28 protein-coding genes and 1 riboswitch are annotated in these 26,658 nt (G+C 47.9%); of the genes, 21 read left to right on the top strand and 7 right to left on the bottom strand.

Going from position 1 to position 26,658, the window contains the following annotated elements:
* The first annotated feature begins 172 nt into the window (after positions 1-172).
* From sufC to sufB, 5 genes are read left to right on the top strand one after another with little or no spacing between them, the layout of a single operon-like run.
* Positions 173-955 carry a Fe-S cluster assembly ATPase SufC gene (sufC, locus tag BM271_RS09495; protein WP_046789457.1) on the top strand — a complete coding sequence of 261 codons (783 nt, stop codon included), beginning with the start codon at positions 173-175 and terminating at the stop codon, positions 953-955.
* 18 nt (positions 956-973) lie between these two features.
* Positions 974-2,290: a Fe-S cluster assembly protein SufD gene (gene sufD, locus BM271_RS09490; RefSeq protein ID WP_046789458.1), complete on the top strand. Its 1,317-nt coding sequence runs from the start codon at positions 974-976 to the stop codon at positions 2,288-2,290.
* Positions 2,291-2,311: 21 nt separating this feature from the next.
* Positions 2,312-3,532 (top strand): cysteine desulfurase, encoded by a 1,221-nt coding sequence (locus tag BM271_RS09485; protein WP_046789459.1) that lies wholly within the window; start codon positions 2,312-2,314, stop codon positions 3,530-3,532.
* Complete coding sequence (gene sufU / locus BM271_RS09480; protein WP_046789460.1) at positions 3,522-3,962, top strand: Fe-S cluster assembly sulfur transfer protein SufU; 441 nt, start codon at positions 3,522-3,524, stop codon at positions 3,960-3,962. Before BM271_RS09485 ends, sufU begins: the two co-directional genes overlap by 11 nt.
* A gap of 18 nt (positions 3,963-3,980) precedes the next feature.
* Positions 3,981-5,378, top strand: a complete 1,398-nt coding sequence (gene sufB, locus BM271_RS09475) for a Fe-S cluster assembly protein SufB (protein ID WP_046789461.1) — start codon at positions 3,981-3,983, stop codon at positions 5,376-5,378.
* A 95-nt stretch (positions 5,379-5,473) separates the two neighbouring features.
* Here the strand turns inward: sufB and cyoE are convergent, their stop codons facing one another.
* Positions 5,474-6,418 (bottom strand): heme o synthase, encoded by a 945-nt coding sequence (gene cyoE, locus BM271_RS09470; RefSeq protein WP_234960532.1) that lies wholly within the window; start codon positions 6,416-6,418, stop codon positions 5,474-5,476.
* Positions 6,419-6,717: 299 nt separating this feature from the next.
* On the opposite strand from cyoE, the gene BM271_RS09465 reads away from it, so the two are divergent.
* Positions 6,718-7,509 (top strand): VLRF1 family aeRF1-type release factor, encoded by a 792-nt coding sequence (locus BM271_RS09465; protein ID WP_046789462.1) that lies wholly within the window; start codon positions 6,718-6,720, stop codon positions 7,507-7,509.
* A gap of 99 nt (positions 7,510-7,608) precedes the next feature.
* Entirely contained in the window at positions 7,609-8,910 is a 1,302-nt protein-coding gene (locus BM271_RS09460; RefSeq protein ID WP_046789463.1) for a D-serine ammonia-lyase, read from the top strand.
* 52 nt (positions 8,911-8,962) lie between these two features.
* On the opposite strand, the gene BM271_RS09455 is transcribed toward BM271_RS09460, so the two are convergent.
* Positions 8,963-9,532, bottom strand: coding sequence for a M15 family metallopeptidase (locus BM271_RS09455; RefSeq protein WP_046789464.1), 570 nt, complete (start codon positions 9,530-9,532; stop codon positions 8,963-8,965).
* A gap of 310 nt (positions 9,533-9,842) precedes the next feature.
* Here BM271_RS09455 and BM271_RS09450 point away from each other — a divergent pair, with 310 nt between their 5' ends.
* The 4 genes from BM271_RS09450 (at position 9,843) to BM271_RS09435 (ending at position 13,437) form a co-directional block, all read left to right on the top strand.
* The gene (locus tag BM271_RS09450) at positions 9,843-10,949 is read left to right on the top strand and encodes a D-TA family PLP-dependent enzyme (protein ID WP_046789465.1); all 1,107 of its coding nucleotides are present in this window, start codon (positions 9,843-9,845) and stop codon (positions 10,947-10,949) included.
* Complete coding sequence (locus tag BM271_RS09445; protein ID WP_046789466.1) at positions 10,949-12,046, top strand: threonine synthase; 1,098 nt, start codon at positions 10,949-10,951, stop codon at positions 12,044-12,046. The genes BM271_RS09450 and BM271_RS09445 overlap by 1 nt, the downstream gene beginning before the upstream one ends.
* Positions 12,047-12,145: 99 nt before the next feature.
* Entirely contained in the window at positions 12,146-12,457 is a 312-nt protein-coding gene (locus BM271_RS09440) for a PH domain-containing protein (RefSeq protein ID WP_046789467.1), read from the top strand.
* Between the two features lie 53 nt (positions 12,458-12,510).
* Positions 12,511-13,437 (top strand): prenyltransferase, encoded by a 927-nt coding sequence (locus tag BM271_RS09435; RefSeq protein ID WP_046789468.1) that lies wholly within the window; start codon positions 12,511-12,513, stop codon positions 13,435-13,437.
* Positions 13,438-13,457: 20 nt separating this feature from the next.
* On the opposite strand, the gene BM271_RS09430 is transcribed toward BM271_RS09435, so the two are convergent.
* A complete protein-coding gene (locus tag BM271_RS09430; RefSeq protein ID WP_046789469.1) occupies positions 13,458-14,378 on the bottom strand; it encodes an EamA family transporter in 921 nt (306 codons plus the stop codon).
* Positions 14,379-14,531: 153 nt separating this feature from the next.
* Here BM271_RS09430 and BM271_RS09425 point away from each other — a divergent pair, with 153 nt between their 5' ends.
* Positions 14,532-15,092, top strand: coding sequence for a thioredoxin family protein (locus BM271_RS09425; RefSeq protein ID WP_046789470.1), 561 nt, complete (start codon positions 14,532-14,534; stop codon positions 15,090-15,092).
* A 169-nt stretch (positions 15,093-15,261) separates the two neighbouring features.
* On the opposite strand, the gene BM271_RS09420 is transcribed toward BM271_RS09425, so the two are convergent.
* The 3 genes from BM271_RS09420 to BM271_RS09410 are packed head-to-tail and all read right to left on the bottom strand — an operon-like array spanning position 15,262 to position 17,196.
* A complete protein-coding gene (locus tag BM271_RS09420; protein WP_046789471.1) occupies positions 15,262-15,744 on the bottom strand; it encodes a hypothetical protein in 483 nt (160 codons plus the stop codon).
* Entirely contained in the window at positions 15,737-16,495 is a 759-nt protein-coding gene (locus BM271_RS09415) for an ABC transporter permease (RefSeq protein WP_046789472.1), read from the bottom strand. Before BM271_RS09415 ends, BM271_RS09420 begins: the two co-directional genes overlap by 8 nt.
* Positions 16,492-17,196, bottom strand: coding sequence for an ABC transporter ATP-binding protein (locus BM271_RS09410; protein WP_046789473.1), 705 nt, complete (start codon positions 17,194-17,196; stop codon positions 16,492-16,494). The genes BM271_RS09415 and BM271_RS09410 overlap by 4 nt, the downstream gene beginning before the upstream one ends.
* Positions 17,197-17,247: 51 nt before the next feature.
* Between BM271_RS09410 and BM271_RS09405 the strand changes: the two genes are divergently transcribed.
* The 6 genes from BM271_RS09405 (at position 17,248) to BM271_RS09380 (ending at position 23,959) form a co-directional block, all read left to right on the top strand.
* Positions 17,248-18,096 carry a DUF72 domain-containing protein gene (locus BM271_RS09405; protein WP_046789474.1) on the top strand — a complete coding sequence of 283 codons (849 nt, stop codon included), beginning with the start codon at positions 17,248-17,250 and terminating at the stop codon, positions 18,094-18,096.
* An 81-nt stretch (positions 18,097-18,177) separates the two neighbouring features.
* The gene (locus BM271_RS09400; RefSeq protein ID WP_046789475.1) at positions 18,178-18,999 is read left to right on the top strand and encodes a sulfite exporter TauE/SafE family protein; all 822 of its coding nucleotides are present in this window, start codon (positions 18,178-18,180) and stop codon (positions 18,997-18,999) included.
* A 10-nt stretch (positions 19,000-19,009) separates the two neighbouring features.
* Entirely contained in the window at positions 19,010-20,326 is a 1,317-nt protein-coding gene (locus BM271_RS09395; protein ID WP_046789476.1) for a bifunctional metallophosphatase/5'-nucleotidase, read from the top strand.
* A gap of 47 nt (positions 20,327-20,373) precedes the next feature.
* Positions 20,374-20,539: riboswitch (Lysine riboswitch) on the top strand.
* 83 nt (positions 20,540-20,622) lie between these two features.
* Positions 20,623-22,206 (top strand): Na+/H+ antiporter NhaC family protein, encoded by a 1,584-nt coding sequence (locus tag BM271_RS09390; RefSeq protein ID WP_046789477.1) that lies wholly within the window; start codon positions 20,623-20,625, stop codon positions 22,204-22,206.
* 159 nt (positions 22,207-22,365) lie between these two features.
* A complete protein-coding gene (lipA, locus tag BM271_RS09385; RefSeq protein ID WP_046789478.1) occupies positions 22,366-23,286 on the top strand; it encodes a lipoyl synthase in 921 nt (306 codons plus the stop codon).
* Between the two features lie 4 nt (positions 23,287-23,290).
* The gene (locus BM271_RS09380; RefSeq protein WP_046789479.1) at positions 23,291-23,959 is read left to right on the top strand and encodes a YutD family protein; all 669 of its coding nucleotides are present in this window, start codon (positions 23,291-23,293) and stop codon (positions 23,957-23,959) included.
* 165 nt (positions 23,960-24,124) lie between these two features.
* Here the strand turns inward: BM271_RS09380 and BM271_RS09375 are convergent, their stop codons facing one another.
* Positions 24,125-24,391, bottom strand: coding sequence for a DUF3055 domain-containing protein (locus BM271_RS09375; RefSeq protein WP_046789480.1), 267 nt, complete (start codon positions 24,389-24,391; stop codon positions 24,125-24,127).
* An 87-nt stretch (positions 24,392-24,478) separates the two neighbouring features.
* On the opposite strand from BM271_RS09375, the gene BM271_RS09370 reads away from it, so the two are divergent.
* Genes BM271_RS09370 through BM271_RS09360 form a run of 3 tightly spaced genes read left to right on the top strand, consistent with a single transcriptional unit; the run spans position 24,479 to position 26,621 of the window.
* The gene (locus BM271_RS09370) at positions 24,479-24,910 is read left to right on the top strand and encodes a DUF86 domain-containing protein (protein WP_046789481.1); all 432 of its coding nucleotides are present in this window, start codon (positions 24,479-24,481) and stop codon (positions 24,908-24,910) included.
* Positions 24,903-25,664: a TIGR01457 family HAD-type hydrolase gene (locus BM271_RS09365; protein WP_082103637.1), complete on the top strand. Its 762-nt coding sequence runs from the start codon at positions 24,903-24,905 to the stop codon at positions 25,662-25,664. Before BM271_RS09370 ends, BM271_RS09365 begins: the two co-directional genes overlap by 8 nt.
* Entirely contained in the window at positions 25,665-26,621 is a 957-nt protein-coding gene (locus tag BM271_RS09360; RefSeq protein ID WP_046789482.1) for a 2-hydroxyacid dehydrogenase, read from the top strand.
* Positions 26,622-26,658 lie beyond the last annotated feature (37 nt).

The following is a 26,658-nucleotide window of genomic DNA, read 5'->3' as shown; positions in this document are numbered from 1 at the left end:
TGTTTTTTGTGGAGAGACTTTAACAAAGCGGTCTGAATGGTTTAAAGTGGAACGCATTTAAGGTATACTATAGTGGTAATTGGAATGCTGTACTAGACTTTGACTATTATTTAGAATTATTATAAACTAGTATAGTAAAATATTATCCTAAAAATCTGTTGGAGGGTTATAAATGACATCTGTTCTAGAAATCAAAGACCTACATGTCGAAATTGACGGCAAAGAAATTTTAAAGGGTGTTGACCTCACTCTTAAACAAGGTGAAATCCATGCGGTCATGGGACCAAACGGTACTGGTAAATCCACGCTTGCACAGGCGATCATGGGTCACCCGAGATATGAAGTAACAAGCGGAGAAGTGCTTCTCGATGGAGAGAGCGTACTCGATATGGAAGTTGACGAGCGTGCACAGGCTGGTCTTTTCCTTGGCATGCAGTACCCATCCGAGATTTCCGGAGTGACAAACTCTGATTTCCTTCGTTCTGCAATCAATGCTCAGCGCGAAGAGGGCGATGAAATCAATCTGATGCAGTTCATCAAAAAATTGGATAAGAACATGAACTATCTTGAGATGGATCTCGATATGTCCACACGTTATCTCAACGAAGGTTTCTCCGGCGGCGAGAAGAAACGTAACGAAATTCTTCAGCTTATGATGCTTGAGCCTAAATTCGGTATCCTTGATGAAATCGACTCCGGTCTCGATATCGACGCATTGAAAGTTGTTTCCAAAGGAATCAATGGTCTGCGCGGAGATGGCTTCGGTGCGCTTATCATCACTCACTATCAGCGTCTCCTGAACTACATCACACCTGACAATGTTCACGTTATGATGCAGGGCCGCGTTGTTAAGTCGGGCGGTAAAGAGCTTGCTGAACGTCTTGAGAACGAAGGTTACGACTGGATCAAGGAAGAACTAGGCATCGAAGACGAAACTATTGGCGCAGACGCTTAATAAGACAGGAGGATGACAATGGCTACTGATGTAAATGAATTTGTGATCAATGCTGATGAAGTAATCTCACGGGCAAAAGAACGCGGTGAGTCTGAACTTCTGATCAGCAAAAAGCAGGAAGCACTTGATAAGATTGAAAGTCTTGAAATGCCTAAACCTGACAAGACTAAGCTCAACAGATGGGACTTCTTCACTGTCACGCAACCTGTAACCGACAGCTCTGTCTACGGCAGCCTGGAAGAACTTCCGGAATCTGTAAGAAGTCTGCTTGATATCGAGCATACTGAGAATATTTACGTACAGCACAACAACACGCCTGCTTTCCTTAAAGTATCTGATGATCTTCTGGATAAAGGCGTAATCATAGAGAACATCATCGAAGCGAGTGCGAACCACCCTGAACTCGTTGAAAAATATTTCATGACCGATGGTGTGAAAATGGATGAACATAAGCTTGCTGCATACCATGCGGCGATGCTGAACGGCGGGTTGTTCATCTATGTCCCTAAAAATGTACAGATAGAAAATCCTGTACAGATGGTTGTACTTCATGATGATGAAAAAGCATCATTGTTCAACCACGTACTGATCGTTGCAGACGAAGGTTCTGAGCTGACTTATGTTGAGAACTACCTCTCCGGCGTTGATAAATCAAATGAACAGGTGAATATCATTTCCGAAGTGATCGCCAAAGATAACGCAAAAGTGAAATATGGCGCAGTGGACTTCCTTGCCGAGGGCTTCACTGGTTATATCAACCGCCGCGGTGTAACCGGCAGAGATGCTGACATCGACTGGGCACTCGGACTCATGAATGACTCAAACGTCATCTATGACAATACGACTTACCTGATTGGGGATAATTCAGACTCAGATCTTAAGATCGTTGTTGTAGGACGCGGGGAACAGAAGCTGAATTTCACTTCCCAGATCATCCATTACGGTAAAGATACAAACGGACACATCCTCAAGCACGGTGTCATGAAGGACAGTGCCTCCAGTATCTTCAACGGTGTGGGATACATCAAGCACGGTGGTACACGTGCCGATGCACAGCAGGAATCCCGTGTATTGATGCTCAGTGAAAAAGCGCGCGGCGACGCGAACCCGATTCTTCTGATTGATGAAGATGATGTAACAGCAGGTCACGCAGCTTCAGTTGGGCGTGTCGACCCGATACAGCTGTTCTATCTGATGAGCCGGGGTATTTCCCAGAAAGAAGCGGAAAGACTTGTCATCCACGGATTCCTGGATCCGGTTGTGAGAGCACTGCCGATCGAATCTGTTAAAAATCAGCTCAGAGAAGTCATTGAGATGAAAGTTCTTTCAAAATAAGTTTTAAAGGGGTTTTCCCGAATGAATGCAATTGATATCAGAAAGGATTTCCCAATCCTTGACCAGAAGGTAAACGGGAAAGACCTCATATACTTTGACACTTCTGCAACAAGCCAGACACCGGCGAAAGTCATCGAAGCAATGAACGACTATTACCGCGAGTACAATTCAAATGTGCACCGCGGGGTACACACACTTGGAACAAAAGCGACAGATGGTTATGAACAGACGCGTATGAAGGTTAAGAACTTCATCAATGCTAAGAGATATGAGGAAATAGTATTCACGCGGGGAACCACTGCAGCAATCAACCTTGTGGCACGCAGCTTCGGTGACATGATTGTCGGCGCGGACGATGAGATTGTGGTGACTGAAATGGAACACCATGCAAACATCGTCCCATGGCAGCAGCTTGCCAGGCGCACAGGTGCCAAACTCGTTTTCATCCCGATGGAAGCAGACGGCACGATTACGCTTGAAAGTGTTGAATCCGTCGTGTCTGAGCGCACGAAGATTGTTGCAATCACACATGTATCCAATGTTCTGGGTACAATAAACGACATCAAAGAAATAGCGAAAATTGCACACAGGAACGATGCTTATATCTCAGTGGACGGTGCCCAGGCTGTTCCGCATATGACAGTGGACGTACAGGATCTGGACGTTGACTTCTATGCATTCAGCGGACACAAGATGCTGGGGCCGACCGGTATTGGCGTGCTCTATGGCAAAAGCGAACTGCTTGATAAAATGGAGCCCATCGAATACGGTGGAGATATGATAGACTTCGTAGATTTGAGAGAATCGACCTGGACGGATCTGCCTGTGAAGTTCGAGGCAGGCACACCTATGATTGCCGAAGCGATCGGCCTCTCAGCAGCAATAGACTATATCACAGAAATTGGTCCGGAAGCGATTTTGGATTATGAGCAGGAACTGGTAAACTATGCTTACGGGCGCATGAGTGAGATCGAAGGCATCGAGATCTACGGTCCTAAGGAACGTGCCGGTCTGATTACATTCAATCTGGATGGAGTCCACCCGCATGACCTTGCGACAGCGCTCGATACCGAAGGTATTGCAGTTCGTGCCGGTCACCATTGTGCCCAGCCTCTGATGAAATGGCTTGACGTTTCATCGACCGCAAGAGCCAGCTTTTACGTATATAACACCAGAGAAGAAATAGATGAGTTCATAGAAAGCCTTAAACGTACGAAGGAGTTTTTCTCTTATGAATTTTAACAATCTGAATCAGCTCTACCGTTCAGTAATCATGGACCACTACAAGAACCCGAGAAATAAAGGGGTTATTGAAGATGGCACTCTGACTGTAGATATGAACAACCCGACTTGCGGCGACAGGATCAGACTTACTTTAAATGTAGTGGATGACGTTGTCGAGGATGTTAAATTCGAAGGGGAAGGTTGCTCCATTTCTATGGCCAGTGCTTCCATGATGACAGAAGCGATTACTGGTCAAAAACTCGATAAAGCCCTCTCGATGGGCGACGAGTTCAGCAAGATGATGCTGGGCGAAGATTATGATATCACCGACGATATGGGTGATATCGAAGCGCTGGCCGGCGTGAATCAATTCCCTGCCCGTATCAAGTGCGCCACTTTATCCTGGAAAGCACTTGAAAAAGGCGTTAAGGAATCGGACAGCGAATAATAAAAAGGAGTGACTGATATGGCTAAAAAAGCACCAGAAGTCGGCGATTACAAATACGGTTTCCATGATGAAGACGTATCGATTTTCCGTTCTGACCGCGGTTTGACAGAAGAAATTGTCCGCGAAATTTCCAATATGAAAGAAGAGCCTCAGTGGATGCTTGATTTCCGTCTTAAGTCCCTGGAACATTTCTATAAAATGCCAATGCCAATGTGGGGTGGAGACCTCTCAGAGCTGGACTTTGATGAAATTACGTACTACGTAAAACCATCTGAGATGGCAGAACGTTCGTGGGATGAGGTGCCGGATGAAATCAAACGTACATTTGATAAACTTGGTATCCCTGAAGCGGAACAAAAATATCTTGCAGGTGTTTCTGCACAGTATGAATCCGAAGTTGTTTATCACAACATGGAGCAGGACCTTGAAGATAAAGGTGTAATCTTTAAAGATACAGATTCTGCACTTCGTGAAAACGAAGAGTTGTTCAAGGAGCATTGGGCAACAGTGATTCCGCCGACGGACAACAAATTCTCTGCACTTAACTCTGCAGTATGGTCCGGCGGTTCATTCATCTATTGCCCGCCTGGAGTAAAACTGGATACGCCACTGCAGGCGTACTTCCGTATCAACTCTGAAAACATGGGACAGTTTGAACGTACGCTCATCATCTGTGACGAAGGTTCAAGTGTGCACTATGTAGAGGGTTGTACAGCTCCAGTCTATACAACGAATTCACTGCACTCTGCAGTCGTTGAAATCATTGTTAAAAAAGATGCTTACTGCCGTTATACTACAATTCAGAACTGGGCAAACAACGTTTATAACCTTGTTACAAAACGTACGTTTGTTGAAGAGAACGGTACGATGGAATGGGTCGATGGCAACATCGGTTCCAAACTTACAATGAAGTATCCTTCCGTATTCCTGAAAGGCGAAGGCGCACGTGGTATGACACTGTCCATCGCTCTTGCAGGTAAAGGACAGCACCAGGATGCAGGTGCGAAAATGATCCACCTCGCTCCGAATACTTCATCAACTATCGTGTCCAAATCCATCTCTAAAAATGGTGGTAAAGTATCCTACCGTGGCCAGGTACACTTCGGCCGTAAAGCTGAAGGCGCACGTTCCAACATCGAATGTGACACGCTGATCATGGATAACGAATCCACTTCGGATACAATTCCGTACAACGAGATCCTGAACGATAATATCTCGCTTGAACACGAAGCAAAAGTTTCAAAAGTATCTGAAGAACAGCTCTTCTACCTGATGAGCCGCGGTCTTGGTGAAGAAGAAGCGACAGAAATGATCGTTATGGGCTTCATCGAACCATTCACAAAAGAACTGCCAATGGAATATGCGGTCGAAATGAACCGTCTTATCTCCTTCGAAATGGAAGGTTCCATCGGCTAATATATCTTTTCAAACTCCTATCCCGTTCAGGCGGGGCAGGAGTTTTTTTATTTCCAATAAAAAAAGGACTTTTCCGGATGGAAAGTCCTTAAATGTCATCCAGCCACGATTGGTGATGTCAGAATGATCATCGCAATGCAGATGACTGCAAGATAGATAATGGAAAAGCGTAAATTCAACTGGGCCCATCTATGCACATCTTTCTTCTTAAGTCCTGCAGCCACGAGAATGACCCAGCCAATAGTCATCGATATGGCAATGATGAAGAAGATTCCGCCCAGAGATTCGATCAATACGAAAGGAAAAGGCAGCAGGGCAATCGTATAGATCAGCATCTGGCGGATTGCCGTATTTACGCCGGATACAACCGGCAGCATCGGTACGCCGGCCCGTGTGTAGTCTTCAAGCCTCTTGATTGCGATGGCAAGTGTATGCGGGACCTGCCAGACGAACAGTACATAGAAAAGGGTAAGTGGAACGATGTGGTCTGCCGGGGCGATTACAGCCCAGCCGATCAGCGGTGTGAATGCCCCCGAGATACTGCCGATGATCGTATTGATTGTATATTTACGTTTTGACCAGAAAGTATAGAGCACTACATAGAAGAACCATCCGAGAAATGAGTAGATGAAAGCTTCAAAAGTTGTAAACAACATCATTATCATTCCGATGGCGGATGTTGCGATTCCGGCCCATAACACAGAATTAAGGGGGAATGCGCCTGTAACAGTCGGTCTTTGACGGGTGCGGTCCATCTTTTTATCCAGGTCGGCCTCATACCAGTTATTGAGCATCAGTGCGCCTGATATAACAATTGTACTGCCGGCCATTGTCAGAAGAAAGAGGCCAGGATGATCTGAAAATTTTTCATTGTTAAAATAGAGTGCCAGCCAGAAAGCAGTGAAAACCGGAAGCACATTGGCTGCAAGCACCTTGCCTTTCAGCAGGTGTTTGATATTAATTAGAAATCTGGAAAAACCGGGAATGCTGTCACCGGTTTTTCCGGATGAAGATTGAAATGATAATTGTTCTTTTTTCAAAAATATTCCCTCACTCACGTACCATTTATAAAAGAGAGGTAAAAAAGCCTCATCCTTCATTATAACAGTCCCCATTTCATACAGTAATGGATAATTTGTGTCATCAGTCTTGCCGGGACGGGAAGTTTTTTCTTTCTGGTAACAGTGTTTCGATTCTTTTCTCCCGCCTGCTTTTGCCCAGCCCGCTATTCATGTTTTATTTGAAATTATAAAGGGTAGACTGTATGAAAGCTGAATTTATTTTATTGGGAAGGACCCGCTTCAGTAATACGCGATTATGAAGAGGAGGAAAGGCGAATATGTCTGTTGTCGAAAACATTAAAAAGATCAAGTCGAAACAAGATGATATCGGAGTACTTACACTTTATCTGAATACCGACGCCACGGATCCGGGCCAATCCAACGGGGAATGGAAGATTCATTTGAAAAATGGAATGAAGGAACTTAAGGAACAGGTAAAGGACAGGGATAACCCTGAAGAATTGAAAGCGTTGAAGAAGCTTCTGGAGAAGGCTGAGGCGGAGATTTATTCGAAGCAGAAGGAGATGCAGAGAGGCTATATTCTCATTGCTTCCGCAGATGGTGAACTGTGGAGGGAGCGGATCCTCCAGGTGCCGGTGACGACTTCCATACAGTGGGATAAAACTGCCGATACACAGCAGGTTGAGGAACTGGAACAGAAATTTCCCGAAACAGCTATCATCGTAGTCCAGCAGGCTGACGTGACGTTCATTGAAACGGAACTTGGAACGATCCAGGATGAAAAATACTTCAGCTGGGATTTGGAACGGCAGAGCTGGGTGGATTATCAGGAAGCCGTACAACCCGGGGAGCGAGGTTCGGGCAAAGATGAGTTCCAGCGGAGGTTTAATGAAAACCAGCACCGCTGGTATAAGGACCTTGCCCAGAGTCTTTCCAAAGAATTGAAGGAACGCGGGTTGAAAGGGGCCTATCTTGTCGGCAGCAGAGAATCCGTTTCCGAACTGGAATCGAATATGAGCGGTTCGCATGTCAGGGGGACCATTGCCAGAAATCTCGGTTCGAGACCGAATCACGAAATTTTAAAAGAAGTATATGACACGCTGATTTAAGTTGAATGAACTTACAGGACCACACCGTTGCTTTTTGAAAAGCCGGTGTGGTTTTTTGATATAGTGGAATCATGGAACTGTTGAAAGGGGAGTCGAAGGATGATTGAAGGAAAAACTTTTGAACAATGGAAGATGGAGTTTCCCCTGCTGGAACTCATGGTTGGATATGAACCCGTCGTATGGACGAATGATAAAGTGCATTCGGCAGAGGCGGCGCTTGCGGGACTGTCTCTCGGTGAAGCGGATGTGCTGGAAGCCGAAGCGCGTCTGAAACGCTTTGCGCCCTACATTGCACATGTTTTCCCGGAAACGGAAGATAATGCGGGGATCATCGAATCCCCGCTGACGGGGGCACCCGATATGAAAAATGCGCTCGGAAAAATGTACAGGGCGCCGATCGACGGGGAGCTGTTCGTAAAAGAAGATAATAAACTGGCTGTTTCCGGGTCCATCAAGGCGCGCGGCGGTATATATGAAGTGCTGAAGCGGGCGGAGGATTTGGCTTTTGAAGCGGGCATGCTGAATGAAATGGATGATTACAAAAAGCTTGCAGATAAGGAATTCAAAGAATATTTCTCGCAGTATTCCATCGTCTGCGGCTCCACAGGGAATCTCGGCCTCAGCATCGGCATCATGAGTGCGGAACTGGGGTTCAACGTGACGATCCATATGTCTGATGATGCCAGGGCGTGGAAGAAAGAAATGCTCCGTGCGAAAGGAGTGAATGTGGTTGAGCACAGTGATGACTACAGCAAAGCTGTGGAGCAGGGGCGCATCGAAAGCGGGAATGATCCGAAAAGCCATTTTGTCGATGACGAGAATTCACAAACTTTATTCTTCGGCTATGCGGTGGCGGCAGTAAGGCTGAAAGCCCAGCTCAAGGACCATAATATAACAGTGGATGAAGACCATCCCCTGAATGTGTATCTGCCGTGCGGTGTGGGCGGCGGCCCCGGCGGCATTGCATTTGGGCTTAAAATCATTTTCAGCGATCATGTCCACTGCTTCTTTGCGGAGCCGACGCATTCGCCCTGCATGCTGCTGGGGATGATGACAGGATACCATGAACAGCTTTCCGCAGCTGATTTTGGGCTTGATAATAAAACTGCAGCAGACGGCCTTGCGGTAGGCAGACCGTCAGGTTTTGTCGGAAGGCTGCTGCAGGAGCTGATGGCAGGGGTGTACACAGTGAGTGATGAGGATCTTTTCAGGATGCTTGCCATGATCTATGTCACTGAAGGCATAAAACTCGAGCCGTCTGCACTGGCGGGATTCATGGGTCCTGCAGTTGTACGGAATGACAATGAAAACACGACACATATAGCCTGGAGTACCGGCGGGGATATGGTGCCGGATGCAGTATGGCAGGATTATTATGAGACTGGAAAAAATCTGCTGTAACACAAAAGCGCCCCCGGGTCAGATCTGACCGGAGGGCATGTATCATTGTTCATTAAAAATTGAAATAGGGATCATATCCTGGATAATATCCACTTTGGAGATTGTTCAGGGACAGACCGAAGTCCATCTGGAGGTGAGGGTAGTCTTTGAAGTCTTCCCAGTCTCCTCCCCATGTAAATCCAAATTCTTTGGCCATCTCTCCAACTTCAAACCAGTCCGGTTTGCTGTTACCATTTCCATCATATTCGAGATTCCACGTCACTTCACCGTTCTCCAATTCAATCGCATAATCCACAGCCAGGCCGTAGTTATGATATGATTCTCCGCCTTTTGCATAAGTAACGATATTGCCCGGTTCAGTTCTGCCCTGGCTGTACAGTTCGTCCTGTGCCTCAAATGAACGGAAACCGTCTGTGAAGCGGATCAGGATGCCCTGGTCGGCAGCTTTCTGCTGCAGCGCTTCAGCGTTGGCTTCGACAGTCGGATGTAAGTCTTCCGGCAGAGAATCTTTATATGTTTCGTCCGCTGAGGCGGTATTCGCATTGGCACTCAAAAATATTAAGGAAGGTACGAGGGCAAATGCAAAAAATACTGCAGAAAAAGATTTAATTGTGTTTTTCATGGATAGTAATGTCTCTCCTTTATAATTTTGATAAAAAATGGTACGGACTCACGTTAACATTTTGTCCAAATATTTGCACTTTGATTTAGGACTTAAATCAATTCTTAACCTCCTGTTAATAGGATTGAAAACTCAGTGTAATATTCATGGGAAATTTTATGAAATATATTTTACAGTTAAAATATTAATTTACTATTTATGTTAATTGGAGATTACTAGTATCGGACTTTCGGAATACTCCCTTTTTTAGCATAGACTTTAAAAATTGACTATAATGAAGAGAGAATATTCAAATATTTGGAGGTGTATCATGCATTATACAGAATTGGACACGCCAGCATTCTTGATTGATAAGAAAATCATGGAAAAAAATATCGAAAAGATGCAGCGCACAGCAGAGAGGAACAAAGTGACGCTGCGGCCCCATACGAAGACCCACAAAATGTCCAGGCTTGCCGAAATGCAGGAAACAGCAGGGGCAGCCGGCATTACTGTTGCCAAAGTGGGGGAAGCGGAAGTGATGGCATCCCGCGGTCTCAACAATATATTCATTGCGAATGAAATTGTCGGAGAGCAGAAACTCGCAAGAATCCGGAAACTCGCCGAATCTATTGATATATCGTTCGGCATTGATTCGATTCCGCAGGTGAATGAGATTGAGAGCGTGTTTGAAGGTGCGTCAGAAAAAGCACAGGTGCTTGTTGAAATCGAAGTCGGCGAGAAGCGCTCCGGTGTCATTGAGGAGGAATACTACAGGGCGCTGCTGGAAGCGCTCAGACAGTGTAGAAATGTGCAGTTCAAGGGAGTGTTCTCCCACGACGGCCATACATACAAAGCGGAAACCATTGAAGAATTGAGAGAACTGTTTTTGGAAGCGGCGAAAAGGACGCTGCATTTTGCCGGAATCGCATCTGAGACGGGATTCGAACCGGAGACAGTCAGCATCGGCTCTACGCCGCCCTTTATCCTCAATTTTGAAGTGCCCCGCGGCGTGACTGAAATCCGTCCGGGGACGTATATCCTGATGGATGCCGGCCAGTCGAACGTCATCGGCAGTTTTGAGAGGAGTGCGGCAACGGTGCTGACGACCGTCATTAGCAAGCCGACGAATGAGCGTGTGATTACGGATGTGGGAGCGAAAGGGATTACGATGCAGACGCGGACGAAAGGCCTGACTGCGACTGAGGGTCTCGGACTGATCAAAGGGTTCGACGGCGTGCATATCGACAGTGTGTTCGATGAGCATGCGATCATCTGCAATGAGGTGTTCAGCAGGCGGGTTGAAGTCGGGGATAAGGTCCGGATCATTCCGAACCATATATGTCCCGTATCCAATCTGCATGAAACGGCGTATCTGATCGAGGATGATGAAGTTGTGGAAGAAATCGATATCGACTGCAGGGGGAAACTTAAATAATGGAACAGTATAAATGCAGCAGCTGCGGCAGCACTTATGAAATTACGCTCTCCAGATGGAAATGCGGGTGCGGCGGCATGCTCGACCTTGAATATGACAGGAAGAAGATAAAACCGTCAGGTTGGCCGCAATATCCGAATTCGATTTTCAGATACGCCGATGCGCTGCCGTTCGATGGCGGAGAATGGCAGTCTGTGACGATGGGAGAGGGGCAGACACCGCTCATTGTGCTGGATGCCGGTGAGCCGGAAACTTATGTGAAAGTGGACTACATGATGCCGACATTGTCATTCAAAGACCGCGGTGCGGCGGTTCTGATGACAAAGGCGAAACAGCTGGGCGCACGGAAGGTCATCGCCGACAGCAGCGGTAATGCCGGGACTTCTATCGCAGCCTATGCGGCACGGTGCAATATCGGCTGCGATATTTATCTGAACGATGCGACATCGCCTAAGAAAGTGGCGCAGGTAAAGGCGCATGGTGCGAATATCGTGCAGATCAGCGGTACCCGTGAGGACATTGCAGCGGCTGCGCAAAAGGCAGTGGAGGATGAATCTGTTTTCTACGCAAGCCACGTATATAATCCGTATTTTTATGAAGGGACGAAAACCTATGCCTTTGAAATTTTCGAAGAGCTCGGGTGTGCCCCGGATACGCTGATCATCCCTGTGGGCAACGGGACTTTATTACTCGGAGCCTATTACGGGTTCAGGGAGCTGCTCGATAATGGACTCATCGGTACATTGCCCAAAATTGTAGCTGTACAGGCTGCGAACTGCGCACCGATTGCAGAGGCGTTCGGCAGCGGCGCTGAAGTGGCGGAGCCGGTGGAGAACACCGGGACGCTCGCCGAGGGGATTGCGATTGCGGCACCTGCACGGTCTGCCGGGATTCTTGAAGCGGTCAGAGAAACAGGCGGCACATTCATTTCAGTTGAAGAGCCGGAAATTGAGGCCGCCCGTGATGTGATGAGCGAAAAGGGATTTTATGTTGAAGTGACGACTGCAGCCAATTATGCGGGATTTCTGAAGTATGTGAAGGAAGCTGATGAAACAGTCATCATTCCTCTGTGTGGTGCGGGAATCAAATCCAAGTGACCGGATGGGATGAAGGAAAGTTTCCTGTGAACATTGTACCGGCAACTTTCCTATGCGTATAATTGGTTAAAGAGAGCTTTGAGACGGAGGAATCATGAAATGGGATCAAAAACTTTAAAGACCGGCAACGGCAACTTGTGGAAAGGCCGGCGGCCGATTCCGGGAAAACTTTACCTGACTGAGACGATTCTGCACCATGTGCCGAACTTTTCAGCATTTCACCGGACGGAAAGAACGGTTGAACTTGGGGATATCGAAAGTGTCGAAACCGGGACGACGATGGCATACGGTATCGTGCCGCTGCCGAATGAGATTATTGTCGTTTTAAAAGACGGCGAAGTGCTGAAATATATTGTGAACGGCAGGAAAAAATGGAAGAAGGCAATAGAAGAAGCGGCCGGAAAATATTGAAAGTGTTTGTGATGAAAAGGTTTGATATGTCAGTCTAAAAGGGGATTTGTGTAATGTCCGGACAGAATGCTTTGAGCTTTAAGGGAATGGGGATGCTTCTGCGGGTGATTGCGGTTGTCGGTTCCAGTGTGGCAACGGTCATTTCCACATGGCTGCCCCTCCTGCTTTTTTATGAATTTTCAGCAGCTGCTCTGCTGATGCTGCTGATGCTGCTCATCATCGGTGCATTCCTGATTCATGGTCTTTTGACCCATGTATTCAATGATATCACCGATTTCGAATCCGGAACCGATCAATTCAGTCCGGCCTTATTATCGGGAGGCAGCAGGGTGATCCAGACAGGGGTCATGAGTCTTCAGATGCTGAAAAAGATGGGGCTGACTGCTGCTTTGCTTCTTGCACTCATTGCAGCGGTGCTGGCAGGAGCCGGACAATTCGAACTTGCAATACTCATAATCGTGGGTACCTGGGGAGCGGCGACGTATTCACTGAAGCCATTCAGATTTGCATATCATCCATTTTTAGGGGAGTGGCTGAGTTTATTCCCGTCTATGCTGTTCCTGGGTCTGGCCGCGCCGTGGCTGATGCTCGAAACGATCCCTGTATGGGGATGGCAGAACGCTCTGGTCAATGCATTATGGTGCATGGCCTGGGTGATGGTGCATCATATACCTGATCTTGAGGCGGACCGCCGTGCGGTGCCCCTCAAACGGACAAGCGTCGTCTGGTCTGTGGGCAGGTTCGGAATCCGGGGCGCACGCTATCCTGCTGTTTTATATCTTGGAGTCATCGGATTGATGTCGCTCTGGATTCTGGCCAGCCGCCCGGTTGCCGCGATCGGCGTTGTTGCAATACTGGTGTACAGCGTGTTCCTGATCGGCAAGATGAATCCGGAGGATGCAGAGGAAGTAACTGATATTGAGAAGAAACTGCTGCTCGCTGCGATGGCTACGGCAGTATGGATGGGGATTTTCATCTGATGTGAAAACAGCCCGCTTCGTCACGAAGCAGGCTGTTTTTTCTCTTTGCGTCCGACCGAGATGTAGATCGCGATCCCGAGTATGATGATGATTCCGATGATCTGGTATATCCCCATGCTGACGTTCAGCCAAATGACGGAACTGACTACTGCAGAGGCCGGTTCTATGATGCCGAGGATTCCGGCTTCTTTTGAGGAGAGGTGTTTCAGGCTGCTGATATAGAGCAGGAAGGCGAGTGTCGTCCCAAGCAGGACAGACAATATCAATACTGCTGTAAGTCCGAACGTCCAGTTGAAACTGAAATCAAAGTCCCACAGCGGATGGATGAAGTTCATCGCAATCCCTCCGATCAGCATCGAGCCGCCGACCAGCTGCAGCGGATGCAGCCGGTAGAGCAGCTTTTGAGCATGCAGCGTGTAGTAGGCGAGGGCGATGCCTGAAATCAGTCCCCATATGAGTGCGGCGGGCTTTACGATCATTTTATCCAGATTGCCGTTTGTTGCAAGCAGCACTACGCCTGCAATCATACCGATGATGATGACGCCGTCTACCCGGGACCATTTTGAATATTTGCGGATGACGAGCCACAGGATGATGTATATAGGTCCGGTATACTGGAGTACCGTGGCGATTGCGGCGTTACCATGGCTGATCGCCGCCATGAAGGAATACTGGACCAGCGTCATGCCCAAAAGGCTGTAGACGAAAAGCATGCCGAGCGTTTTTCTGTCCATTCGGACGGGCTGCTGCTTTCTTGAGAAGAATGCATAGGCCCCGAGCAGGATGATTCCGCTGATTGTCAGCCTGAAAGTGACGTACCAGTCGACCGTCACAGGTGTGTTTCTGAATATGTAATCGGCCGCCGTGCCGCCGATGCCCCAAAGTGCGGCACCGATAATGACGAAGATAAGCCCTCGTATATGTCTGGAATTTTCATGCATTGATTACCGCCTCCTTTCAGTCATTATTAAAAGAATAGGATATAAACATGTAAAATACAATATGAAAATCAGTTTGGAGCAAAGTGGATGGGTGACATCCGCCATTATGATAAAATTGAAGTGATATAGAAAAATCAGATGGAGGTATGTATGATGACCGAACTTGATAACTGGTTTGACCAGGCGATGAGTGCAGAGGTATATATAAATGATATGGAAAAGCATAAGGAAAACCTGCAGAATGTGTATAACAACTTTGCGATTCCGGATGATGAGGAATTCTTCAGAAGATTGGAGAATAAAAACCTCCGTGCCATCGTCATCACAGAAGACTGGTGCGGGGATGCAATGATGAACACGCCGGTATTGCTGCATCTGGCGGAAAAGAGTCATATGGAAGTCCGTATGTTGCTGCGTGACTCCAATCTGGAACTGATGGATCAGTATTTGACGAACGGAAAATCCCGTTCCATTCCGATCATCATCTTTATCGATGAAAACGGGGAGGAAGTGACGCACTGGGGCCCCCGTTCAGAGTTCATCCAAAAAGAGGTCAACGAATTGATGTCCGGACTGCCCGACAAAGAAGATCCAAAGTATAAAGAGAAATTCACAAAGAAGATTTCAAGACTGACCGCACGATTTTCAACAGAAGCGGAATTGTGGCAATCCGCATATCAGAGTATGAAAAAGAAGTTGGAGGAAAACTTGTAAATAAACGCCCGGCCGGAGTGTCCCAATCACTCCGGCCGGGCGTTTTAACCCTTTTTGCTGTTTTGGTTTATCGGCCGTTGAGAAATCACAGCGTCCGAAAAGCCGGTTTTATCGCTCATTGAAAAATCACAGTGTCCGATAAACTGACAGTTACCGCTCATAGAGACAGCTATTCCGACTGTATCTTTTCACCGGAACCGTAGATTTCGAGTGAACTGAAGTCGACAGCTTCTGTTTTGATGAAGAAAGTTGTCGGCACCGCAGCTTCTGTACACGTGACGTCTTCCGGGTCTTCCCCGTTTTCAACAACAGGTGTCAGTTCGAACATGAACTGTAGTGCGCCGCCCTTATCAATGAGATCTTCGAGCAGGTAGCCGCACCCGTTTTCATATAAAGAGACCTGGAATATGTGGGATTCATCGAAATCCACGGCACCGGCATCGAGTTCCACACCGGTCTGTTCCACCGCCATCCTGAGCATTTCCTTATCTGTGATGTGCTGGGCTGAATTGGTGAGCGCCCCTGCATCTCCCGATTCCGCTTTTGCAACCACTTCATAATCGACACTTTTGTCCAGATTGCCGCATGCGGAAAACAGGGATATGCTGAAGACCAGCACTGGGAATAAAACAAAACGCTTTAAATTAATCATATTTCAACCCCACGAACTGCAGTTTTTTGTTGAACAGCTTTGGATATGCCATATATCCGACCATGACGGAGGCCATCGCCGCATTGTTGAGTATCAGAAACAGGATCAGCAGCTGGTACATCACGGCCTCTATCGGATCGGCACCGCCGATGATCAGGCCGCTCATCATACCGGGAAGCTGTACGAGCCCCATCGTCTTCTGCCCCTCGATCGTCGGTATCATGCTTGTCTGGATTGCGGATCTCAGGCTTTTCCTGATCGCTATTTCAGGCTTCCCGCCCATGGACAGGATGAGCTCAATCGTTTCATCACTGCGCTCCACTTCGTCTTTGAATTTATTCAAAAACAGGAGCGAGAGCACCATGCAGTTGCCGATGATCATCCCGCTTATGGGAATGATCTGCTCAGGCTCATCCGGTATGATTCCGAACCCCAATAATATCAGCATCGAGAGTGATTCTACAGCAATAAGGGTAAAGAATACCATCCAGGTGATTCCCGGAATCCCGCTCCCCTTTTTGATCACATTCTGGGTGGCGGCTCCGATCATGAGCATGATCATCAGTACGATATATACAGGATGGTCTGCTTCGAACACGAATGTCAGTATGTATCCGATGATCAGCAGCTGGACGATCGAACGCACAGTTGCGATGATGATATCTTTTTCGAGGCCGAGTTTCAACCATAGCGTCAGTCCAAGAGGGATCGCGACGAAGATCAGGGACAGGCTGAGCTGTGCAAATGTCATAGGGCTTCACCTCTTGTGAATTGTCTGATTTCATTATTCTCTGTTTCATCTATGAATGAAGCATCACCGAATTCGATGAGCTCCCCGCTGCGCAGAAACCACATGTCGTCACTCACGCGGCGTGCCTGATCCAGGTCATGCGTGATCCATATCACTGTCACTTTCTCCTCACGCTGCAGCCGGACGATCAGCCGCTCAATCTCCTTGACCAGGGTGTAGTCGAGGCTGGAAGTGATCTCATCAAGCAGCAGGACTTTCGGACGGTTGACGAAAGTGCGGGCGATGGAGATCCGGCTGCGTTCACCGCCGGATAACGATTTTATATTCTGGTTCAGCGGAATCGCATCGAGGTCCACCATCTCAAGGAGTCTTTTTGCCCGTTCTTTGGACAGGGTATCGCCAAATATTTCCCGGGGAAGGCTGAGGTTGTCGAACACAGTGCCCGCAATCATCGGCGAACTCTGGAAAGCCATGCCGATCTCTTTGCGGAGTTCTATGATATCGATATTTTCCAGGTTTTCACCGCGGTAATAAATTTCCCCTGCATCCGGCGAAAGAAGACCATTTATGTGTTTCAGGCAGGTTGTTTTTCCGGCGCCGCTCGGGCCGACGAATGTCGTAATCCTGCTTTCCCTGAAGTGGCCCGTAATATTGTGGAGAATGCCGCCGTGACTGACATTGTTGAATTCTATAATATTCATATGTAAGTGTCCCCCTTTAAAATTGTGTTACAATAAAGTAAGGTGATTTTTATGATTTATGCAGGTTTGACTGGCTGGGGAGATCACCATGATCTCTACACAGACATTACTAATAAAAAAGATAAACTGGCTACATATGCATCCCACTTCCCCATAGTGGAGCTGGATGCAACTTATTATGCTGTACAACGGACTTCCACAATAGAGAAATGGTGCAATGAAACGCCTGAAAAATTTAAATTTATCGTCAAGGCGCATCAGTATATGACCGGCCACAGTGACTACAGGGATCATTACAATTCCATAAAAGACGTATTCTCCGCATACCGCGACATGCTCCTGCCAATGGAGAAAGCCGGGAAGCTCGCTTTCGTACTGCTGCAGTTCCCGCCGTGGTTCGACTGCACTAACAAAAACATACGCTATGTAAAATATGCAATTACACAGCTCGTTCCTTACAAAGTAGCCGTCGAGTTCAGGAACCAAACATGGTTTTCCGAAAACTACCGCGAAGAGACCCTTTCCTTCCTGCACAATAACGGTGCGATCCACAGCATCTGCGACGAGCCCCAGGCCGGCATCGGCAGCATCCCGTTCGTGGGAAGGGTGACGGACAAGACCGCATTCATCAGACTCCACGGGCGGAATGTCCATGGATGGACACAAAAGGACAGGACAAGTGAAGAATGGCGCAATGTAAGATATCTCTATGATTATAACAGAACAGAGCTTGAATGGCTGAAGCGTCAGGTTGAAATTTTGGGACATAAGACAAAAGACATATACATCGTCTTCAACAATAACTCCGGCGGTCACGCAGCCGGCAATGCGCAGGATTTCCTGAAGATGATGGATATCAGGTACGAAGGACTTTCGCCCAAGCAATTGAGATTATTTTAGCATCGGAGCCCCGTGCGCTCCCTGATGTATAAGTGAAGCTCCGGCTGACGGGTCGGTCGGGCTTTTAAAGGAGAAAAGCTTATGGAATATCTCATATTGATTTTAATCGGGCTGCTGGCAGCAGCACTGGGTGCACTCATCGGCATCGGCGGCGGAGTGATCATCGTCCCGCTTCTCATCTTCTTCGGAGCCGATATGGGAATACTCGACCGCATCACCCCGCAGACGGCAGTGGGGACATCGAGTCTTGTCCTGATTGTCATCGGTTTCTCCGCGATGCTGTCATACGGGCGCAGCAACCAGCTGGATAGGAAGAATGGCACTCTGTTCCTCATTGGAATCATGCCGGGTGCATTTATCGGATCCTACGCCAGCAGGCTTTTTACAGCAGACAGTTTCAATCTGTATTTCGGTATATTCCTGGTATTCTTAAGTACGATACTCATACTGAGGAATAGAATCAAATCCATCACAATATTCCAGGACGAGCGCTATATGAAGCCTCATGTGGACCATATGGGTGAAGTGCACCACTACGGATTTGCACCGTGGATTGCGGTCGTCTCCACGTTCATCGTCGGTTTCTTCACGGGTCTCTTCGGTATCGGCGGTGGCGCACTGATGACCCCTCTGATGCTGATTGCGTTCAGGATGCCGGCTTCGATTGCCATCGGCACGAGCATGATGATGGTTTTCTTCTCCGGCCTTTCCGCAGCATCGGGACACGTACTGCAGGGGAACGTTGACTACTGGTATGCAGCATTTATATTGCCTGCAGCCTTCATGGGTGCGAAAATCGGAGTATGGGTCAACCAGAAGTTCAAATCCGATTCTCTTGTAGTCGTACTCCGTACAGTGCTCATGCTGCTCGGCATATATATGATTTTACAGACAATCCTATAGAGGTGATCAGATGGAGATAAAGCTTTTCCATACCAACGATGTGCACAGCCATCTATACAATTACTTAAAAATAATGTCTTTTTTGAAGAATAAAAAGCGCCAGTATGGTGACAGTATGGTATACGTCGATCTCGGCGACCATGTTGACCGCTCCCATCCGTATACCGAAGCGACGCTCGGCAAAGGGAATATTGATCTTTTGAATGAAGCGGGATGCGACGTTGCAACGATCGGCAACAATGAAGGCATCACACTCCAGAAGGAAGACCTGGAGCGCTTATATGACGATGCTGATTTTGACGTGATCTGTGCGAATCTGCGGGAAGTCGGCAGCACGGATCCGTACTTCAAACCATATGTCATCAAAGAGATCAAAGGCATCAAATTCGGCTTCATTGCGGCCACCGTCGAATTTACACCATTTTATAAAGCACTCGGCTGGGAAGTTTCCGAGGCGTTCGACTGGGTGCTTCACGCCATCCGCGATATCAACACGGAAGTCGACTGCATGGTGATGATGAGCCATCTGGGCCGGTATGATGATGAATCACTGGCGATGATGTTCCCTGAAATAGATGTCATCCTGAGTTCCCATACGCATCATTATCTGCCGGAGGGCGCATGGGTGGGGGACACCCTGCTCGCAGCTGCAGGCCGCTTCGGTGACTTTACAGGCGAAGTGACCCTCAATTTCGAAGGCACGGAATTGACGGGAAAGAACGCAAAACTCTATGAGACGGATATGCTCTCAAGTGTGGATGACAACTATTATGACATCGGACGCGACATGCTGCAGACAGTTGTGGAGGAGGATGCAAAGCCGATTGGACGCAGACTTTATTCTGCAAGCGAATTTGTCACCCGCCTTGCCGCCATGGTGCAGGCATTTACGGACAGTGACGCCGGTCTTGTCCATACAGGGCTTGTCGTGAAGGCTTTTGAAGGCGGAAAACTGACCGATTACGATCTTCATAAAGTACTGCCGCATGCGATCAATGCAGTGCGGATCGAATTGACCGGCCGTGAACTGAAGGAAGTATTCAACCAGGCGGCAAAGCATGAATTCAAAGATGAAATCATCCGGGGGCTCGGATTCAGGGGGGACATTTTCGGATGCTTCGTCCCGCACAATATCGGCTATATCCAGTCCGAGCGGGAGTACTACATCGGCACAGAACTGATTGATGACCGGAAGACGTACACACTCGGAACGCTCGACATGTATACGTTCGGCAGGATCTTCCCGCAGTTCAGGTATTCCAGGAAAACGTATCTGATGCCGGAGTTCCTGCGGGATATCTATAAGAAGTACAACGGCAAAATCTAGTTGATAAATGTATATAACATTGCTATAATATTCTGTGTCAATTGAAGAACGAAAGTAGAGGTCGCAATTTTCAACAGTACCCGGTGGAGCAGACATGCTTTGAAGCCGCAGGGAAAGGGGGAGTTGCCGAAGATCATCAGCCGGTGGGCTGATGACCTGGGACCGGATCTAAGAGATCCGGTACTGTCATTACGGTGATGCGCTACAATAATGTGATCTGGGACGTCACAGTGGCTGATTCTGTAATGCTGCTGTGACGTCTTTTATTATTGAAATTTTTAACGGAGGTAACATAGATGGAAAGTATTTTAAATTGGGAGTACATATCGCTTGTTCCGCCGCTTCTGACGCTGCTGCTTGTTGTGGCGACACGAAAAGTCGGCCTCAGCCTTGGCGTCGGAATCATCACTTCAGCGCTCCTTGTCGCAGAAGGCGGCATCGGAGGGACGCTTAAAACGATCTGGGATTCATTTGCCATGATTTTCGTCGTGGACGGTGCAATCAACACATGGAATGCATTCATCCTCATCTTTCTGACATTCCTCGGAATCATGACGGCATTCATCAATATGTCCGGCGGGGCAAAGGCATTTACAGTCTGGGCACTCACTAAAGTGAAGTCCAGAAGACAAGCTAACTTTGCCACTGCATTGCTCGGAATCATCGTATTCATCGATGACTACTTCAGTGCACTCATTGTTGGCCAGGTGGCAAAGCCGCTCACTGACAAATATGATGTTTCAAGGGCGAAGCTTGCCTACTTCATCGATACGACCGCTTCCCCTGTATCAGTGATCGCCCCGATATCCAGCTGGGGAGCAGGCATCATGGGACTGGTTGCACCGCTTCTTGCTGCAGCCGGCATGGTCGCAGTGACGCCGTTCCAGGCATTCATCTACATGATTCCGATGAACCTGTATGTCCTTACGGCACTGGCGATGATGTTCATCGTCATCACGACGAGATTCGATATCGGACCGATGCGTAAACAGGAAAGGCGTGCAATCGAAGAGGGCATCCTCGTTGAGAACGCAATGGAGGCACCGGGAGAGACGGATAAAGAACTTCCGGTCCATGAACAGGGTTCTGCGAAAGCGCTGATCATCCCGATTCTGGGCCTTGCCGTCACAGTCATCATTTCAATGCTGATCACCGGCGGACTCGAGGGCGGGGAATGGACACTGCTCAGCATGTTCGAGAACACACTTGTGACCCACTCACTCCTGATCGGCGGGGTTGTCGGCCTTGTGCTCAGCCTGTTCTATTTCTTCAGATATACGCGCAGAAACAATGATTTCGGCAAATCGGAAATCTGGCTGGGAATAAAAACCGGTTTCCTGGCAATGTTCCCTGCGATGCTTGTGCTCACGCTTGCCTGGATGATCGGTGAATTGATCTCGGCAATCGGCACGGGTGAACTGCTCGGCGCCATGGTCGAGCAGTCCAATCTGCCTGTGAGCATGCTGCTTGCAGTAGTATTCGCAGTGGCATGTCTGATGGCCGTTGCCACAGGTACGAGCTGGGGCTCATTCGGCATCCTGATTCCGATTACGGGTGAAATCATGATTTCACTTGGTGAGACCGAACTTTTATTACCGGCGATCGCAGCAGTCCTTGCAGGTTCGGTATTCGGAGACCACTGTTCACCGATTTCCGATTCGACGATACTGTCATCCACCGGAGCGGGATGTAACCATATCGTCCACGTCATGACCCAGCTGCCCTATGCAATCCTGTCCGCTCTGATTGCACTTGCGGGATATATCGTACTGGGACTCACAACAAGCGTATGGCTTGCGCTTGGAACGATTATCGTACTGCTCGCGGTCGTGACGTTCATTTCAAAATTCGTCTATTCACCGATTGTCAAAAAAGTTTAATAATTTTATGATTCCCCGCATGGCAGCTGCTGTGCGGGGTTTAAAATTAAATTCCGTTTTGAAAATAAGGAATAAAGTTAAATATCAAACTTCTTTGTCTCATGAAAGCGCCAAGTATGCTAATATAGTGGTAACTTTTCTTATGGGGGTCTTAATTGCATGGCAACTAAAAATGAAGAAATCTTAAGAAAGCCGGATTGGCTTAAGATAAGATTGAACACGAATAAGAACTATACCGGGCTCAAGAAGATGATGCGTGAAAAGAATTTACATACGGTATGTGAGGAAGCGAAATGTCCGAACATCCATGAATGCTGGGCGGAAAGGCGCACGGCGACATTCATGATCCTGGGTGCAGTGTGTACGCGTGCATGCAGATTCTGTGCGGTCAAGACAGGGTTGCCGAACGAATTGGACCGCGACGAACCGAACCGCGTGGCGGAATCCGTTAAACTCATGAATCTGAAACATGTCGTGATTACCGCAGTTGCGAGGGACGATCTGAAAGATGCCGGTTCAAATGTCTACGCAGAAACAGTGAAAAAAGTAAGGGAAGAGAATCCTTATACTACAATTGAAGTCCTGCCGTCGGATATGGGCGGCGAATTCGAAAACCTCAAGACACTGATGGATGCAAAGCCGGATATCATGAACCATAACATTGAAACGGTTGAACGCCTGACGCCGAGAGTCAGGGCAAAGGCAAAGTACTGGAGAACGATGGAATTCCTCAAACGTGCAAAAGAAATCAATCCGGAAATCCCTACGAAATCAAGCATCATGGTCGGACTGGGTGAAACAGTGGAGGAACTCCATCAGACGATGGATGACCTGCGCGCACATGACGTGGATATTCTGACAATCGGCCAGTATCTGCAGCCGTCCAGAAAACATTTGAATGTACAAAAGTACTATACACCGCTTGAGTTTGGCAAATTGAGGAAAGTGGCTATGGAAAAAGGCTTCAAACATTGTGAAGCAGGTCCGATGGTCCGTTCAAGCTATCATGCTGACGAACAGGTCAATGCAGCAGCGAAAGCCAAACAGGCGATGGGCGATGAATTATTGAAGGGTGAGTAAATCTATGATTACGATTGATCATATGCATTTTGAAATTATTGAGAACTACAGGGATGCTTTCGATGAGGAGCAGTTTCAGGAAAAATACAGTGAGGTTCTTAATAAATATGATTATATCGTTGGAGATATCGGCTATGAAAAGCTGAGGTTGGCCGGCTTCTTCAGAGATAATAAAGCGAAAGCCGACCGGGATAAGAAGTTCAGTGCAGTACAGGATTACCTGTATGAGTACTGCAATTTCGGATGCGCTTATTTCATTTTGAGAAAAGTGCCGAAGTCGGAGATCAGGGAAATGATTGAGAATGGTGAGCTGAAAGAACAGTCAGATGAAACGGCAGAACCATCCAAGCCAAATCCTGACGAAACCGTCTCTGGTGAAGGTGAACCTGATGAAACAGCAGGCGGGTCAGGCAGTGAAGCGATATCGGGAACTGGGGTAGAATCCTCTGAATCAGAATCCACATCTGTGGAACCCGGCCGGCCGGATGAATCTTCTCCCGTGCATAAGCCGGAACCCACAGAGCAGAAGCAGACTCAGAAACAGCCGCAGCACAAGCGCAGAAACCAATCCCGCAACAGGAAGAAACCGAACCAGCAGAAACAAAGACAGGAAGGTAACGGCAAAACTTCCGGCAAAACACTCGCTGCGCATCAATCATTGAAAAAATCATAAAGAAGAAGGAGCGGCATCGTCTTATTTTTACGGATGCCGCTCCTTTTTGATATGTGGTGAGTGCTCAAATGAGAACGGCGGCCGACAAAAGCGGATATCGGCCTCCGCGGCGAAAACGCCGGCCGACAAACCCAGTTATCGGCCGCCGGCATTCAAAAATATACGCTAAACGATAATCTGATTCAGGAATCCTTCGACTTCCTCTGCCTCTTCATCATCGAGTCCGAGAATGTGGGCGATGTAGCCTTCTTCGTCCAGGTCATCGGGTCCGATGATGCCGAATTTATTCCCCTGTGTGTTGAGTACCAGGCTCTTGCCGAAATACCGGTCTGACTTTATGATTGCAAGATCGTAGCGGCCGTGATCGCCGACGAAGCTTACGAACCGTGTCTGTGTGTCTTCTGTATCATCGTATAGATAAAAGTCGATCAAAGGGATCTCCTCCAGTTCAAGTGTGTTTAAATTATGCTATCATATAATTATACTATACAAAAGAACACTGGAATAGGAGTGGCAGCAATGTATTTCGTAGATAAGGAAGTGCTTTTGGAACGCCTTGAATATATCGATCAGCTCACTGCAGGGTATGAAGGGATGGAAGGTCTTGCATTGGAACGTTCTTCCCAGATGCTGATTGAAGCGGTGGTCGATGTGGGCAATATGATCATTGACGGGTTCATCCTGCGTGATCCGGGAAGCTACCAGGATGTGATGGACATCATGGAAACCGAAGGGGTGATTCCTGCCGCTGACAATATGAAGTTCAAAGAGACTTTCAAATGGCGTGTAGAATTGACGCGAAACTATACAAGACTCGATCATGGACAGATGAAGGGTGACTTCGAGGAGAACCTCTCCGCCTATCGGGATTTCAGAAAAAATGTATATGCATTTTTCGAAAATGAAGGTCAGGCAATCACTGCCTTCAAAGGGGATCAGCAGGATGTATAAAGGATATCTCATCGATCTTGACGGGACGATGTACAACGGAACGGCCGTCATCGACGGAGCAGTCGATTTTATCGACCGGCTGAATAAAGAAAGCATCCCCTACGTCTTCCTGACGAATAATGCGACGAAAACGCAGGTGGAAGCGGCGCAGAAACTGCTGGACATGGGTTTTAATATCCATCCTGAAACTCTTTATACATCAGCGATGGCGACGGCTGCCTATCTGAGTGAGACAGCTCCTGGAGCGAGTATTTATGTCATCGGCTCGGACAGTCTGAAGGAGACGCTTGAAGCGTCGGGCCTCACAATCACGGAAGACGATGCAGATTATGTCGTGATGGGTCTGGACCCTGACATCAACTACGGAAAGCTGTCCAAAGCGGCACTCATGATCAACAGCGGCTCCACGTTCATCGCCACGAATCCGGACAGGAAATTCCCGACTGAAAAAGGGTTTGTGCCGGGTAACGGCTCTCTCGTTTCAGTACTCGTCTCTGCTACAGATGTAGAACCGGTCATCATCGGCAAACCCGAAGGCATCATCCTGGAGGCCGCGGTCGCCGCACTGGACCTTCCGAAAGATGAGGTCCTCATGGTCGGCGATAACTATGATACGGATATTTTGACAGGCATCAACGGCGGAGTGGATACCCTCCATGTCAACACTGGTGTAACATCCAGAGAAGAAGTGGAAGGGAAGACGCACCGCCCGACATATATGATTGATAACTTAAAGGAATGGAGTGTCAGGTAGTTGAAAAAAATAGTTATTACGAGAAACATCAATCCGGATATTATTGCGAAGCTGAGAAAAGATTTTGAAGTGGCTGTATGGGAAGAAGATCAGAAACCCATGCCACGCGGGAAATTCCTCGAAGAGACAAAAGATGCACACGCAGTGCTCACGATGCTGAGCGATAAAATAGATGAAGAGTTCCTGGCGAATGCACCTGACCTTAAAATCGTCGCCAATCTTGCGGTCGGTTTTGACAACATCGACCTGGAAGCGGCACACCGGCATGAAGTGGTGATTACAAATACACCTGACGTGCTGACTGAAACGACTGCCGAACTTGCATTTACGATGATGCTCGTTTCAGCGCGCAAAGTGCTTGAGGCGAATAAAGAGCTCATGGCCGGGGAATGGTCCGGCTGGAGCCCGTATCACATGGCTGGTACGGATGTATTCGGCAAAACAGTCGGTATCTTCGGGATGGGCTCCATCGGTGCGGCTTTCGCCAGACGTCTTTCCGGATTCAAATCGAATATACTGTACCACAACAGATCAGAGTCCGAAGCGGCAAACGCGCTCGGAGCAAAACTGGTCAGCTTTGAAGAACTTTTGCGCGAGTCTGATTTTGTATTGTGTGCAGCACCGCTTACGGAAGAGACGAAGCACAAATTCGACAGAGAAGCATTTGAACAGATGAAGGAATCCGCGCATTTCATCAATATCGGACGCGGTGCCCACGTTGTGGAGGATGATCTCGCCGAAGCAATCAAATCCGGGAAAATTGCCGGAGCTGCACTTGATGTATTCGAGAATGAACCGATCGGTGCAGACCACCCTTTCATAGGCCTTGACAACATGACGCTGCTGCCGCATATCGGCAGCGCCTCGGTTGCAACACGCAACAATATGATGAATCTGTGTGTAAATAATATTATGGAAGTGCTGAACGGCGGCACGCCGATTACACCTGTCAAATAAGTGAGAAAGTCCCCTTCGGAAGGGGACTTTTATTATG

It is taken from the genome of Salinicoccus halodurans (assembly GCF_900114445.1).
In the GTDB taxonomy this organism is placed as follows: Bacteria; Bacillota; Bacilli; order Staphylococcales; family Salinicoccaceae; genus Salinicoccus; species Salinicoccus halodurans.
The sequence above is the reverse complement of the archived record's forward strand: the minus strand, read 5'-3'. Positions and strand labels throughout refer to the sequence as shown.